General features: G+C 35.2%; 13 protein-coding genes, 1 other RNA gene and 1 pseudogene. 8 read left to right on the forward strand and 7 right to left on the reverse strand.

Annotated elements, in window-relative coordinates; genetic code table 11:
- Positions 1 to 226: 226 nt before the first annotated feature.
- The 5 genes from V4P56_RS03640 to V4P56_RS03660 all read right to left on the reverse strand — a co-directional run bounded on the left by V4P56_RS03640 (position 227) and on the right by V4P56_RS03660 (position 5,383).
- Positions 227 to 1,744: a Do family serine endopeptidase gene (locus tag V4P56_RS03640; protein WP_455481594.1), complete on the reverse strand. Its 1,518-nt coding sequence runs from the start codon at positions 1,742 to 1,744 to the stop codon at positions 227 to 229.
- Positions 1,745 to 1,873: 129 nt separating this feature from the next.
- Positions 1,874 to 2,809: a protease modulator HflC gene (gene hflC / locus V4P56_RS03645; protein WP_455481595.1), complete on the reverse strand. Its 936-nt coding sequence runs from the start codon at positions 2,807 to 2,809 to the stop codon at positions 1,874 to 1,876.
- 2 nt (positions 2,810 to 2,811) lie between these two features.
- Positions 2,812 to 3,960 (reverse strand): FtsH protease activity modulator HflK, encoded by a 1,149-nt coding sequence (gene hflK, locus V4P56_RS03650; RefSeq protein WP_455481596.1) that lies wholly within the window; start codon positions 3,958 to 3,960, stop codon positions 2,812 to 2,814.
- 122 nt (positions 3,961 to 4,082) lie between these two features.
- Positions 4,083 to 4,592 carry a dihydrofolate reductase gene (locus tag V4P56_RS03655; RefSeq protein ID WP_455481597.1) on the reverse strand — a complete coding sequence of 170 codons (510 nt, stop codon included), beginning with the start codon at positions 4,590 to 4,592 and terminating at the stop codon, positions 4,083 to 4,085.
- Entirely contained in the window at positions 4,589 to 5,383 is a 795-nt protein-coding gene (locus tag V4P56_RS03660) for a thymidylate synthase (protein ID WP_455481598.1), read from the reverse strand. The genes V4P56_RS03655 and V4P56_RS03660 overlap by 4 nt, the downstream gene beginning before the upstream one ends.
- A gap of 208 nt (positions 5,384 to 5,591) precedes the next feature.
- Between V4P56_RS03660 and V4P56_RS03665 the strand changes: the two genes are divergently transcribed.
- Positions 5,592 to 6,899, forward strand: coding sequence for an MFS family transporter (locus V4P56_RS03665; protein WP_455481599.1), 1,308 nt, complete (start codon positions 5,592 to 5,594; stop codon positions 6,897 to 6,899).
- A 77-nt stretch (positions 6,900 to 6,976) separates the two neighbouring features.
- Here the strand turns inward: V4P56_RS03665 and V4P56_RS03670 are convergent.
- Positions 6,977 to 7,283: pseudogene (locus V4P56_RS03670) on the reverse strand (DUF2853 family protein).
- 91 nt (positions 7,284 to 7,374) lie between these two features.
- On the opposite strand from V4P56_RS03670, the gene ssrA reads away from it, so the two are divergent.
- The 4 genes from ssrA to V4P56_RS03690 all read left to right on the forward strand — a co-directional run bounded on the left by ssrA (position 7,375) and on the right by V4P56_RS03690 (position 11,411).
- Positions 7,375 to 7,731: a transfer-messenger RNA gene (gene ssrA / locus V4P56_RS03675) on the forward strand.
- Positions 7,732 to 7,899: 168 nt separating this feature from the next.
- Positions 7,900 to 8,460, forward strand: a complete 561-nt coding sequence (locus tag V4P56_RS03680; protein WP_455481600.1) for an SspB family protein — start codon at positions 7,900 to 7,902, stop codon at positions 8,458 to 8,460.
- Positions 8,461 to 8,639: 179 nt separating this feature from the next.
- Positions 8,640 to 8,930 (forward strand): ribbon-helix-helix domain-containing protein, encoded by a 291-nt coding sequence (locus tag V4P56_RS03685; protein WP_455481601.1) that lies wholly within the window; start codon positions 8,640 to 8,642, stop codon positions 8,928 to 8,930.
- Between the two features lie 144 nt (positions 8,931 to 9,074).
- Positions 9,075 to 11,411: an ATP-dependent helicase gene (locus tag V4P56_RS03690; protein ID WP_455481602.1), complete on the forward strand. Its 2,337-nt coding sequence runs from the start codon at positions 9,075 to 9,077 to the stop codon at positions 11,409 to 11,411.
- Positions 11,412 to 11,617: 206 nt separating this feature from the next.
- On the opposite strand, the gene V4P56_RS03695 is transcribed toward V4P56_RS03690, so the two are convergent.
- On the reverse strand, positions 11,618 to 11,770 hold the full coding sequence (locus V4P56_RS03695; RefSeq protein WP_455481603.1) for a hypothetical protein: 153 nt from the start codon (positions 11,768 to 11,770) through the stop codon (positions 11,618 to 11,620).
- Between the two features lie 460 nt (positions 11,771 to 12,230).
- Here V4P56_RS03695 and V4P56_RS03700 point away from each other — a divergent pair, with 460 nt between their 5' ends.
- The 3 genes from V4P56_RS03700 to V4P56_RS03710 are packed head-to-tail and all read left to right on the forward strand — an operon-like array spanning position 12,231 to position 15,552.
- Positions 12,231 to 12,812 (forward strand): SCO family protein, encoded by a 582-nt coding sequence (locus V4P56_RS03700; protein WP_455481604.1) that lies wholly within the window; start codon positions 12,231 to 12,233, stop codon positions 12,810 to 12,812.
- A gap of 29 nt (positions 12,813 to 12,841) precedes the next feature.
- Positions 12,842 to 13,711 carry a 50S ribosomal protein L11 methyltransferase gene (locus tag V4P56_RS03705; protein ID WP_455481605.1) on the forward strand — a complete coding sequence of 290 codons (870 nt, stop codon included), beginning with the start codon at positions 12,842 to 12,844 and terminating at the stop codon, positions 13,709 to 13,711.
- Between the two features lie 14 nt (positions 13,712 to 13,725).
- Positions 13,726 to 15,552 (forward strand): aminopeptidase P family protein, encoded by a 1,827-nt coding sequence (locus V4P56_RS03710; RefSeq protein ID WP_455481606.1) that lies wholly within the window; start codon positions 13,726 to 13,728, stop codon positions 15,550 to 15,552.
- The last annotated feature ends 133 nt before the right edge of the window (positions 15,553 to 15,685 follow it).

Consider the following 15,685-nt stretch of genomic DNA (forward strand, 5'->3'; position numbering starts at 1 on the left):
CCTGCAGCTATGACAAAATATCGCATAACTCTTTTTAATAATGAGGAAAATAAACTTATAAAATTTTTACAGCTTCCACTTTATAAAAACACTCCCCAAAAAGATATACATAACTTTCTTAAAATCTTTTATTTTTAATAAAATAAAATACAACGATATGCTCAAATTACTGGTCATATATAAAGATTTCTATATAAAGTGAGATATTTCAAGATTGAGCAGCATATCAATCTATTTGAATGGTTACAAATCGTAATTCTCCATCTGGACGAGCAACAATAAATAAAGCATTCTTGCGCCCAGCTTCACGCAATTTATGAACACGTTTTTTAGCTTCATCAATCGTCGTGACTGCACTTTGATTAATATCAACAATCACCTCACCAACACAAATACGTTTTTTATCAGCTATACTATTTGGTGTAACAAATGTCACAACCAATCCGCTAAGCTTATCAGAAATTGAATAGCGCTGACGCAGATCAGCTGTCAACTCAGATAATGTCATTCCCATAAATTGCATTGTTACGCTTTTTGATACAGCATCACTTTTTTCATCATCAGATTCCTCTGCAGTGTTTTCATTTACATCCGTCTCAATCAAACGACCAAGCTTAACTGTTACTATTTTTTCCTGTCCATTACGCAAAACCGTAACATCCACTATTTTTCCTGCTGAACTCTCTGCCACTAAACGCGGTAATTCACGTGCATTCTTGATTTTTGATTTCCCAAAGCGAAGGATGATATCTCCAACACGCAACTGGCTATTATCCACATCTGCATGTTTTATTTTACCCGCAACCAACGCTCCCTCAACATTGTCTAATTTTAAACTTTTTGCAACATCTTCAGTCACCGGTTGAATACGAATAGCTAACCAACCTCGCCTTATTTCTCCAAAATCACGTAACTGATTAATAATAGAAAGAGCCATGTCAGACGGTATAGCAAAACCAATACCAATCGATCCTCCAGAAGGAGAAATAATTGCTGTATTAATCCCGATTACCTTACCATTTCTATCAAATAACGGACCTCCAGAATTACCTCGATTAATTGCCGCATCTGTCTGAATAAAATTATCATAAGGACCAGCATTAAGATCACGATTTCGTGCAGAAATAATACCAACCGTTACACTTCCACCAAAACCATAAGGATTACCAATAGCCATTACCCAATCACCGATACGCGCTTTTTCTGAATCACCAAAACGTACGGCTGTTAATTTTTTTCTTCCCGTATCTACTTTAAGTAGCGCCAAATCAGTCTTACTATCTTTTCCAAGTAACTTTGCTTTTAGCTTTGTACCATCGGTAAAATTAACTTCAATGTCGTCAGCATCAACAATAACATGGTAATTAGTAACGATAAGCCCTTTTTGCGCATCAATCACAAAACCAGATCCCAAAGAACGTACTTTTTGAAACTGGTTACCTTTCTCACCGTCTTTTGATGTAAAAAAATCACTAAAATATTCTTGCAATAATGAATCTTTCGGAATAACAGGCATAGAAGTATGTTCATCCTGTTCAGTTCCATCAACTGTTTGTGTTGTAGAAATATTCACAACCGTCTCCAAGAGCTTAGCAGCTAAATCAGGAACAGAAAGTGGTGCACTTTCCGGTATTTTCTCTTCAGACCAACTCACTGATCCTGAAAAAAATAAAACCATAAAAACAGTAATTCTTGTGACAAAGTACTTCAGAGATGTATTTTTATCTTCAACATTTTTACTCATGATATACCGTTGACAAAAAGCTGAAAAAAGTATCGCTAAATCCATCTATACGAGACCAATATAGACCCCCCACCACTTTCATCATAAAAGAAAGCTACTGTAAATATTGGTTACAACTTATTATTTCATCTATTCTCTCACGGATTTTGAAGCAGTATTATTGAGATCAGTATTCATTGCCGGTAAAAATATTCTATTTGCTTGCGGTGGATTACGAAAATAAAAAAAGAAATCCTCGCTTGGTGAAATTACCATTGAGGTGCGCTCTAAATTTTTGTATTGTTCCATTGCTAACCAAAAATCGTAAAAAGATGGATTAGCTTCTCTCGCATTCAATAAAAGACGAATACTTTCAGCTTGACCTTCACCACGAGTAATTTCAGCATCACGCTTTGCAGCTGCTACAATTTCTTCATATTCGCGGTTAGCTTCTGCCACAATACGATCCCGCTCCTGCTGACCACGAGCACGAATATTTTCTGCTACAGCTTCACGTTCAGCAGCCATTTGACGATATACATCTTCTGAAACTGCATCTGTTAAATCAGTTTTTCGGATACGTACATCAACGATAGTAATCCCTAATGAGCCTGCATCTACAGAAAACTGTCGCTGTACTTCAGCCATCATCGCTCCACGTTCATCCGATAAAGCTGCTTTAAATTCTCGCTTACCATAAACAGCACGCAAAGCATCAATAAAACGCGGTGCAAGATTTTCACGTGCAGCGACTTGTGGACGCCCCGATGCAATACGCTGTAAAAATAATTTAGGATCTGTAATACGATAGATAAAAAATGCGTCCACTTCATAATAAGCCCCACCACGAACTTGTACAGATTGTGTAGGCACATCATAACGCAATAATCGGTTATCAATAATAACCATCTTATCTAAAAAGGGAATTTTAAAATAAATACCAGGATTAGGCTCAACTTTAACAATCTGTCCAAAACGCTTAATTGCCACCTGCTGACGAGGATAAACAATAAAAATGGACATCCATAAAATCATAAAAATAAATACTATAGCACTGAAAATAAACAAGAAACGAGATTGCTGCATAATCAACGCCCTCCAGAAATGATAGAATTCACTGGTGATGCAGAACGTACTGATGTCGCTCTTGCTTTTTCTGATAAATTACTCTGCAGCAATTCATTCAAAGGTAAATAAGGCACCACTGGAGAATTTTTTTGATCAAAAACCAACTTATTTGGCGAAGCAAGAATACGCCCCATCGTCTCCATATAGAGGCGATAACGAGCAGCTTCTGGCGCAATCGCTGCCTCACGAGCTATAGCCTGAAAGCGTTCAGCACGTCCTGTTGCCTCTTCAACCATTTGTGCCTTTTCACCTTTTGCAACCTCCCGTGTACGTGAGGCCTCACCATTAGCTAAACCAATTTTATTGAAACGTACACGATTTCCCTCTTCAATCATTCGTCCACGTTCTTGCTCTGCTTGTTGAACAGAATTAAACGCTGCAGCAACTTTAGTAGGAGGCGCAGCTTCACTGATCGACACACGGTTTATTTCAATGCCAAGTTGATATTTATCTGCAGTCAGCTGAATAATCTTTCTGACATCATCAGCAACTTCCTCTTTTTTATCACGTAAAACATCATCAACTGGACGAGAACCAATTACTTCACGCATTGCACTCTCAGCAACTTGACGCACTGTTCCTTCTTGATCATTCACATTAAATAAAAATTGGCTAGGATATGAGATTCGATAATAAATGGAAAAATTAACATTAACAATATTTTGATCACTTGAAAGCATCAAGCCATCGCTTTGTTGCATTTGACCAGACTGGCCACCAATTGCGATTGTTTTTTCCGTTAAAGGTACTTTCATATAAGTTTCAATTGGCCAAAAGTGAAAATGCAAACCATCGCTGATAATTTTTGATTTAGGAACACCAAAACGTAACTCTACTGCTTGCTCATTTTGTTGAACAATATACATAGACTGGTATAACCAAAGAAATACGACGAGCAACAACAATAAAATAAAAAGACTACCCCCACCAAATTGCTTGAGCTGATCTTGTCCTTTACGAAAAATATCGTCAAGATTGGGGTTATTGTCACCACTATTATTACTGCCAGAACCAAAGAAATTCTTAGCTGCATTTTTTTTATCACCACCAAGCTTATTTTTATTATCGCCACTCCATGGGCCGCCGCCATTTTGATTTGTCCAGGGCATTATCACCTCTTTGAATTTAGTACCGTTAATAAATACCAACTATTTATTTACTTAATTTTATAGTGTATTTTACACCTGTTATAATTCAATTAATAGGCTCTTTCCACTTAAATTATAAATAATTATTTTCGCTCATAAACTACAAAACGTGTTGGATGGCTATCTTTATCTCCTTCTGGAATATATTGCATTTGTACAATAGTCCACTCCTCTTTATCAAAAACAGGAAAAAAACTATCACCTTCAATAGAATCCAAAACTTCTGTAAGGAATATTTTACCAGCAATACTCAAAGCCTGTTGAAAAATTTCACCACCACCAATAATAAAGATTGCATCTGCGCCATCTTTAGAAGCTACACTTTTTGCAATACAATAAGCTTCAGAAAAAGAATGAGCAATAATAGCGCCTTCAGCTGTAAAAGTACAATTGCGGGTAATTACAATATTTGTGCGTCCTGATAAAGGATGCTTAAGAGAATCCCAAGTTTTTCGCCCCATAATAATGGGTCTACCAAGAGTTAAAGCTTTAAAACGTTGCAAATCTGTCGATAGGCGCCAAGGTATCGCACCTTTACGACCGATAACATTATTTTTTGCAACCGCTGCAATTAAATAAACTGGAAAAGTCATACTGCTACCGGTGCTTTAATATGTGGTTGCGCTTCATAATTAAGTAATTCAAAATCCTTAAATTTAAAAGAAAAAAGATCTTTTATTGCTGAATTTATCAACATTGATGGCAAAGTATTTGGTATACGAGATAATTGGCATCTAGCCTGCTCAAAATGATTAGAATAAAGGTGTGCATCACCAAGAATATGAATAAATTCACCTGCTTTAAGGCCAGTTACTTGTGCAATCATCATCGTTAATAACGCATAGGAAGCAATATTAAATGGAACACCCAAAAAAATATCTGCCGAACGCTGATAAAGCTGGCAAGATAATTTACCATCAGCAACATAAAATTGAAAAAGACAATGGCAAGGAGGTAACGCCATTTCTTCTATCAAAGCGGGATTCCATGCAGATACAATTAAGCGACGAGAATTAGGTATTTCCTTAATCATAGTTAAAAGATTACTAATTTGATCAATATGACGCCCATCAGGAGCTGGCCAAGAACGCCACTGATAACCATAAACAGGACCTAAATTACCTTTTTCATCAGCCCATTCATCCCAAATTGATACACCATTTTTCTTTAACCATGCAATATTTGTATCACCTCTAAGAAACCACAAAAGCTCATAAATAATCGAACGCAAATGTAATTTTTTCGTTGTTAACAATGGAAACCCTGCTTGTAAATCAAACCGCATTTGATACCCAAAAACAGACCTTGTCCCAACCCCAGTTCGATCCGCACGATCAATACCTTTATTTAAAACATGATATAAAAGATCAAGATAAATTTTCATATAAGCATTATGACCTATTCTACTAATTATAAAAAGCAGAAATACAAAATATATAAAAATACAATTTACATCCCTCTAAAACATCTTACACAGAAAATTGTTATAATAGAATTAAATTTTAGTGACGAAAAAGATAAAATACTGTAAACAACCCTAACAAAGCGCTGGGGAAATAGAGTACATATATGAACATAAAAGGGATAGACTTATGGAGAATGAAGAAACTTTAACACCATGTGATACAAAAAAGCGTATTCTATCTATTGTATCTAGTGCATCAGGAAATTTAGTAGAATGGTACGATTTTTATGTTTATTCCTTTACATCAATTTATTTTGCATCACAATTCTTCCCCTCAGACGGTGATGTTGTTGCCCAACTTTTAAAGGCCGCAGGAGTTTTTGCTATTGGCTTTCTTATGCGTCCAATCGGTGGATGGCTTTTCGGTTTCATTGCTGATCGTTATGGTCGTAAGCGCTCCTTACTCATTTCTGTTTTTATGATGTGTGGTGGTTCATTTTTAATTGCTATACTTCCTACCTATGAAACTATTGGAGTAACAGCAGCAATTCTTTTGCTATTACTCCGAATGATTCAAGGGCTTTCTGTCGGTGGTGAATATGGTACAACAGCAACTTATATGAGTGAAATCGCCCTTAAGAATCATCGAGGATTCTTTGGTTCTTTTCAATATACTACACTCATTGGTGGTCAACTTCTTGCTAGTTTTGTTATATTTATTTTGGCGCTTTATCTGACAGAAGATCAACTAAAAGCATGGGGTTGGCGTATTCCATTTGCTATTGGTGGACTAGGAGCAATTGTTGCAATTTTCCTACGCAGCTCTCTTCATGAAACAACAACCAAAGAAAGCCGTTCTAAAGAACACACGGGCAGCCTTAAAGAGCTTTTGCGTAACCATCTAAAAGCTTTTCTTCTGGTTATTGGCTTTACAGCTGGAGGATCACTTACATTTTATACCTACACAACTTATATGCAGAAATATCTGATTACAACTACTGGATTTGATAAACACACAGCCACAACGATAATGACAGCAGCACTCTTTGTTTTTATGTTAATCCAACCTGCATTTGGTGCTCTCGCTGATAAAATTGGAACAAAAATTTCACTTCTTATTTGGAGTTCTTTATCCATTATTTTTACAATTCCTGGACTTTCAGTAATTGGAAACACCGATAATACATGGATTGCTCTATCAGCCATTATTGGGATGCTATGTATCATAAGCTTTTACACCTCTATTTCTGGTATTATAAAAGCAGATATGTTCCCCGCTTCTGTGAGAGCTATAGGGGTTGGACTGTCTTATGCTATCGCCAATGCGATATTTGGTGGCTCTGCTGAAGCTGTAGCACTCTGGTTAAAAGATATTGGATGTGGATCAATTTTCTATTTTTACATAACCGGCATGATGATAATTGCGTTTATTGCGGTTATCTTGATGCCAGATGCCCGAAAAGAAGGATACCTTCAAAGAGATGATATCCATTAATCGTTTTACGTAAAACAAAAAAGCCCAATATCTTGGGCTTTTTTGTGATTATTGTGTAAAATCCAATTTTGATATTATTATAATTTATCAAGCATACCTAATTGTTTAACTATCAAATAATAAAAAGTCATACGGCTTTTTCTCCGGCTTTCCGACATCATTTCTAAAACTTTTGAAATAGCTGTTTTAGTACACTGCTCATCAACACTTAAAACATCTTGAACCCATTTTTCAACACGCTCTAACTCTTTTAGATCTGATGTAGCAACCAACGATGCATCCCATTTTTTTCATTACTAAAGCTAAACGATGACTAAGCCATTTTATTGCGGATTCATCGGGACTTGGATCATATAATTTAATATCTGCTAAATCATTCGTCATTCCGCGATACCTCTTTTCCAAGAATTAACAGCTGTATTTTACAACCGCATCATATTAATAAATAACTAGAAAACTTAAAATATTAACACCCCCCCTTTTCTAAAGACTATTCTTCATCTATATTTAGAGAGCTAGCTTGCTAGCTATGGTAATAAATGGACAATGAAATAAACTCATTGGACCCGGGGGCGGTACCCGGCGCCTCCACCAAAATATAATAAACAAAAATTATATTTTGGTGGGGGCGAAATAGGATCGACAAGAGTGTAAAGATTGCTCTTTTACTCGGCATAGTACCACCGTTATCGGACTAAATTAGTAGTTGCAAATGACAACTATGCGGAAGCACGTCTCGCTGCTTGATGCGGTGCGAATGTTTCAAATTAAGTCTTAAATCATCGCAGATTTAAGCGGGGTTTGAAGGCACCTGGCAACAGAAGCCTTCACCTTTTGTAAATATTATTGATTGATCTTTTAGATCTTATTTGCCATAAGATTTCGTTTTCTTGGTTAATTAGGTATACCATAGATACAATATTGCTAATTTAAAGAAATATTTCATTAAACGATATCATTCGTACTTAACTACTGTATAAAATAAAAGGAATAAACTTCTATGGTTCAAGATCAAATCCGCTACGATATTCTCGTTCAGGATGCACTGCGTGGAGTTATCCGCAAGGTTTTATTAGAAGTTGCCAAAGCAGGTCTTCCAGATAATCACCATTTCTTTATTACTTTTTTGACAAATGCACCAGGAATAAAAATTTCCCCACGGCTTAAAAACCGCTATCCTGAGCAAATGACAATCGTATTACAACATCAATTTAGAGATTTAAGTGTATCAGAAACTGCTTTCGAAGTGACACTCTCTTTTAGAGAAATTACAGAAAAATTAGTAATTCCTTTTACTTCTATACAAGTATTTTATGATCCTGTAGCAGCATTTGAAGCAGCGTTTGATTTACCTTCAAATCTTACCTCTGGAGAAAGCAAGAATTTAGAAAATACCTTATCCACACCTATCCCGCTATCGCACCAACAAAAAAAAGAAAATATGTTTACAAAAAAACATAATCTTAAAACAAACAAAGAATCATCAAATAAAAAATCACCAAACAATAATGCTAAACAAAGCGCTGATGTTGTTTCTTTAGATTCTTTTCGAAAAAAATAAATAAGTTTTATACGATTGAATCGATTAATATTCAATAATTTGAAAAACAAAAAAATATCCAAAACAAGCCAGCTATGTAGAGAAAAATGGTTATTATTTTGGATAGAAAAAATCTTCTAAAGACTTGAAATTTTATTAATTAAAGTCATTTATCTAGTGGTGAATAAAAGTGACAGAAAATGCAAATAGATGATTCTGTTGATTGGTCAAAAGTAATTCTACAAAAAATATCTGTCCGAATTAATGGACACTCAACAAGTGTATCTTTAGAACAACCATTTCTAGACATTTTGAAAACCATAGCAAATAAAAAAGGACAATCTTTAACCTTCATTATTACTGATGTTGATAACCAAAAACCACAGCAAGTAAATCTTTCATCTGCATTACGCATTTATGTACTTCAAAATATTCTTACCCAATGTCTTAATACCAGACATCCAACAAAGGAAATATCTTCAAAACCGTGATACCTGCTAAATTATCTATAATATTCACTTTTATTTTTTTGCGATCTTTATCAACTTATTCAACCAAAAGTTGTTACCGCTTTTTCAAGAAAATTTTTTTTATACCTAGCGTTTAAATCAAAAAAATACTACACAAAAGGTCTAATGAATAATTTTTCTTATCACATACCATTCTTTGAAGATGAATCCGCCCTCAATAAACTTGAGAATAACTCTGGATTAACCGCTCATACTATAACAGTAAAAGAAAAAGTACAGTGTGATGCCAACTATTTAGAAAAACTTAATCCAGAACAACGACAGGCTGTTATGAATACAGAAGGGCCTCTTTTAGTTCTTGCAGGAGCTGGTACTGGAAAAACACGTGTTCTGACAACCCGTATTTCTCATATTTTGCGATCTGGTCTTGCCTCCCCTAAGCAAATATTAGCTGTAACATTCACTAACAAAGCAGCGCGTGAAATGAAAATGCGTATTGGTGAACTTATTGGTGAAACTGTTGAAGGTATGCCTTGGCTTGGAACTTTTCATTCTACTGGTGCAAAAATTCTGCGACTTCATGCAGAAATCGTTGGCTTAAAAAGTAACTTTACAATTCTTGATAGCGATGATGTCATTCGTCTTTTAAAACAACTTATTCAAGCTCAAGGTTTAGATGATAAGCGTTGGCCAGCACGTAACTTTGCAATGATGATTGATTCTTGGAAAAATCAAGGACTTTCACCAGAACATATTTCAAAAAGTGATGACCATTCCTTTGGTAATGGTATGGGACGTGAGCTTTATAGAAATTATCAGGATCGATTAAAAAATCTTAATGCTTGTGACTTTGGTGATCTTCTACTTCATTCTATCTCTATTTTTCAACAAAATCCAGATATTCTCCGTGAATATCATGCAAAATTCCGCTATATTCTTGTAGATGAATATCAAGATACAAATATAGCACAATATCTCTGGCTCCGTCTTCTAGCACAACAGCCTAAAGGACAACAAGTCAATCTTTGTTGTGTCGGAGATGATGATCAATCCATTTACGGGTGGCGTGGTGCTAAAATCGACAACATATTACGCTTTGAAAAAGATTTCCCTCCTGCTAAAATTATTCGTTTAGAGCGAAATTATCGCTCAACATCACATATTCTTAAAACTGCTTCTCATCTAATTTCTCATAATCAAGGAAGGCTCGGAAAAGTACTTTTTTCTGATCAAATAAATACTGAAGAAGAAAAAGTAAAAATTCACGCAGCATGGGATTCACAAGAAGAAGCTCGTGCAATCGGAGAAGAAATTGAACGAGCACAACAAGCTGGTCATTTATTAAATCATATAGCTATCCTGGTACGAGCATCATTTCAGATGCGTGAATTTGAAGATCGCTTTGTAACATTAGGTCTTAACTATCGTGTCATTGGTGGTCCACGCTTTTATGAACGAATGGAAATACGTGATGCCATGGCTTATTTACGTGTCGTTGTCCAACCAGCGGATGATTTGGCGTTTGAACGTATTATTAACACACCCAAACGTGGCTTAGGAGATGCAACCCTGCACTACCTTCATGAAAGTGCACGTGCACGTGCTATTCCTCTCTTTGCTGCTGCAGCTGAAATAATTGAAACAGACGAATTAAAACCCAAAGTACGCAGTGCTTTACGGAATATCATCGAAAATTTTCACCGTTGGCAAAATATGCTGCAATATACTCCCCATAGAGAACTTGCCGAAACAATCCTTGATGATTCAGGCTATACAGCTATGTGGCTAAAAGATCACTCACCAGAAGCACAAACACGGCTAGAAAATCTCAAAGAAATGATCCGCTCTATGGAACAATTTGAAAGTCTTCATAGCTTTTTAGAACACGTTGCACTAGTTATGGACTCTGAAAACAATGAAAATATGGATGCTGTAAACATTATGACTCTTCATTCAGCTAAAGGGCTTGAATTTGAGACAGTTTTTCTCCCTGGTTGGGAAGAAGGCTTATTTCCCCATCAGCGCTCATTAGATGAAGGTGGACGTTCAGGATTAGAAGAAGAACGGCGATTAGCTTATGTAGGACTGACAAGAGCAAAAAAATATCTACATATATGGTTTGTATCTAATCGAAGAATTCATGGATTTTGGCAATCTACAATTCCCTCTCGCTTTCTTGATGAATTGCCAGAAGGACATATAGAAGCAGTAGAGATGGAAACATCTTATGGCAGTTATGGAAAATCGCGCTTTAAACATCAAAACCCTTTTTATCATGATTATTCATCATCAGAATGGAAGCGTGCACAAAAAAACATTGAAGGAAAAGTCATTGCCCAATCAATATCTGAGATATCATCAAAATTTTTAATCAATGATAAAGTCTTTCACATAAAATTTGGTTATGGCTATATTTCAGCAGTAGACGGTCATAAATTAACTATTCTATTTGAGAAAGCTGGGGAAAAACGTGTACTCGCTAACTTTGTAACCAAAGCCTAACACACACATAGCAAACATTTCCTGCTTAGAGATAGCTATTTTTCATTTTATTTTGAACACTACTTCTATTTGCAACTAAAAACCTTAATTAGAAAGTTTTTCATATTAAACTATGCATTACAAACTTTATCAAATCGCTAATTTCATTAAATTATATCTAAAAATGTCCGAATTATGTTATTTTTAAAATACATCCATAATTACTTTTAAAGAATATCAATGATAATCGTGTACGGTATAACAACTTGAATGCCAATAATTGCATTATATTTAACTATCACCACAGAGACAATAGTTGCATTACAGCCAATCCATACATTATGTTCAACGATAAATACTTTGTAAAATATCTTTTGCAAAACAAGCTATCCAACTGTCATATAGCAAAAATATTCTTTAAGATGGTGTATTATCTTATTAATTAAAAGTTTTCTATAAAAAATTTTAAGCACATCTATACATCTACAGGATGTAATAAAGAAAAATGCCTAATATTGCTATAAACAGCCTCACTGTTATACTCGAAATAAGAAAATACCCAATATATATCATGTAAAACTATTTACTCATTGATTTCCATATGGCATTCAAATTCACAGCTATCCAGATCTTACAATCTATTAATACCTATTGATACAAAGCTTACCATTATAAAATTGAAGATCTTTCCAAGTATTCATTCATATTTTACTAATTTATTTTTTCATAACCAATTAAGAAAATATACCTGACTAGGTAAATAAAGCTAACCATAAAACAAAGATTGCAAAACTAACCCACAAATGCTACAGTTTTCTGATCTTTTAAGAAAGTAAGACTATGAAAAATGTAATGCGCATCTTAGGGCTAACAATCGTATTTCTCTCTTGCGTTTTTATCTATGACACGTACAGAAACAAGCCTGTAGGTGGTAATTTTACACTTACTGATTCTAATGGAAAAACTATTACTGAAGCTGATATTCGAAGCAAACCTTCAGCAATTTTCTTTGGCTTCACTATGTGCCCTGAAAGCTGCCCTGTCACATTGGCCAATCTTGATCGATGGCTGACAGCACTCGGATCAAATGCTGATAAATTAGGAATATGGTTTGTCACTGTCGATCCTGAACGCGACACACCAGAAGTGCTTCATGAGTATCTTAGTAATTTTGACAATAAAATTATTGGTATCAGTGGAGATCCTGAAAAAGTTCATAAAATGGTAGATTCTTTTGAGATATTTGCTGAAAAAGTATTTGGAACAAATGGCAATTACACCTATAATCATACAGCTGCGATCTTTTTATTAAAAAAAGGTGGAAAGTTAGCTGGGATTATTCCTTATAAACTTGAAGAAAGTAACAGTGAATTACAAGATGACATTGCTATTAGACGGCTTAAAAAGCTTATCTCAAGCTGAATTTAAGGGCTGCCCAAAGAAAGAAAAATATGTCACAGCAAATTCGCTTGTATTATACTGCTTTAAAAAATGAAGCAGAACGGTTTTATACTCTTGTAGAAACAGCTTTTGAAGAAGAAGGATATCCTCTTGCTCTCACAGAAATAGATGAAAAAAATGCTGTGTATGAGCTTTCGCTTTATGTAGATAGTGAAAATCAAAAACATGCTTTAAAGCGTTTTGCACATCTTTTTGCTATAGATCCTGATAAAATTAATATAGAAGTTTTACCCAATATTGATTGGGTGAAACAAAGTCTTGAAGGATTAACACCTGTATATTCAGGGCCTTTTTTTCTTCATGGAAGCCATAACCAAAATAACATTCCACCTAATGTTTTACCTATTGAAATTGACGCTAATCAAGCTTTTGGTACAGGACATCACGGAACGACAGCCGGTTGTCTAGAAATGATTGCCAAAGTGATGCAAAATGAAAATCCACAAAATGCTCTTGATCTTGGTACTGGCAGCGGAGTATTAGCAATTAGCATCGCAATGCTTAAACCTATTGCTGTACTAGCATCTGATATTGACCCAATTGCTATTCAAGTTGCACAACATAATATCCAACTCAATGGTGTAAAAGAATATATTACGGCTATCACAGCAATAGATCTCAACCATGATGAAATTGCACTCCGCGCACCTTTTGATCTCATCGTTGCAAATATTCTTGCTAATCCTCTCATTGAACTTGCAGAAAAAATAGTACAAGCACTCAAAAAAGGCGGATCACTCATATTATCTGGAATTCTTGAAGAACAACATGCTTATGTTTTAGAAGCTTATGTAAAACAAGGTCTAAAACATATTGAAACATATTACCGTCAGGGATGGGTTACAATATATATGAAATAAAAAAGGAAACTGTTATGTACCAATCTTTTGAGGCAACAACAAATTCAATTTATGCTGCAGAACGTGTTTCCTCCCTTCGTAAAGAACTCGATCATCTTAAATTAGATGGCTTTTTGGTTCCACGTGCAGATGAACATCAAGGAGAATATGTCCCCCCACATGCTCAACGTCTTAGTTGGCTAACCGGATTTACTGGCTCATCTGGTATAGCTCTCATTTTAAAAAATAAAGCGATCATATTTACAGATGGACGTTATAAACTCCAAGTTCGCCAACAAACTGACTCTCATATTTTTGATTATGAAAATCTAATAACTTGCCCACCATCACAATGGCTTGAACAAAATAAGCAAAAGCTTTCTATTGGTTTTGATCCATGGCTTCACACCATTGAAGCCACAGATATACTAAAAAAAGCATTAGAATTTAAAACAGGCGGAAAACTTATTGCAGTTCAATCCAATCCTATTGATCTTATCTGGCATGATCAACCACAAGTACCGCAATCTGCATTATCGATTCATCCTCTCAAATATGCAGGATGCAAAACCGATGAAAAGCTCACATTGATTTGTAAAGCTATACAGCAAGCCAATGCAGATGCTTTTATTTTTACAGATCCTTCCTCTATTGCATGGCTATTTAATATACGTGGCAATGATGTTTCCAACACACCTTTTTCCCTTTGTTTTGCCATCATTTCAATCAAAAAAATACCAACTTTATTCATTGACAGTAAAAAACTTGGTATAGAACAGAGACAATATCTAAAACGATATGCACAATTATATGAACCAGAACAACTTATTTCAAAAATCAAAGACTATGTTCAAAAAGGAACGGTTTTTGCTTTGGATCCACATTTAACATGCGAAAAATTACGTACTGTTATTGAAGAAGAAAATAGCTCTTTCATTAGGCTTACCGATCCTGCTGCTTTACCACGCGCTATTAAAAATAGCATAGAATTAAATGGTGCACGTAATGCACATTTACGTGATGGTATAGCCCTTATTCGCTTTTTTTCCTGGTTAGATAAAAAAACACCTGGCACAATAAGTGAAATTTCCGCTGCCCAAAAATTAGAAGAATGTCGTATAATAACAGCAAAAGAAATGGGTGAAAAACTTGAAGATTTATCTTTTGATACAATCTCAGCAGTAGGAGAAAATGGTGCAATTATCCATTATCGTGTAACAACTGAAACAAATAAATTACTAAATTCTGGTGAACTTTATCTTATTGATTCAGGTGGACAATATCGTGATGGTACGACAGATGTCACGCGCACAGTAGCAATTGGGAATATTGGAGAAGAAGAAAAACGTTGTTTTACTCTTGTCTTAAAAGGAATGATTGCTCTTTCAACAGCACGATTTCCAAAAGGTACGCGTGGACAAGACATTGATATTCTAGCACGTATCGCATTATGGAAAGCTGGTTTTGATTATGCTCACGGCACTGGCCATGGGGTTGGATCTTATCTCTCTGTTCATGAAGGACCACAAAATTTGTCACGTTACGGAAGTCAAGAACTGATTCCTGGAATGATTATTTCCAATGAACCTGGATATTACCGTGAAGGTATTTTTGGTATTCGTATTGAAAATCTAATGATTGTAAAACCGGCACAAAAAATTACTGCTGGAGACATAGATATGCTGTCATTTGAAACATTGACAATTTGCCCTATCGATAGACGATTAATCCTATTAGATCTTTTAACACAACAAGAACGACAATGGCTTAATGACTATCATGATCACGTTTGTCATGTTACTATGCCTTATTTAAACGAAGAAGACAAAAAATGGGTAAAAGAAGCAACAATGCCTCTTTAAATGAACTAGTATCGAGAATCTTTTTACTCTTTTAGCAAAATGCTACCCCTTCTATTTAAAAGAAAAAGATGCCTTACTTGCTATCAGAGAATCTAAGAAGCCGCCTCTTATACGAATAATTTTTCCTAAGATA

This window comes from Bartonella sp. B35(2025) (assembly GCF_053794465.1).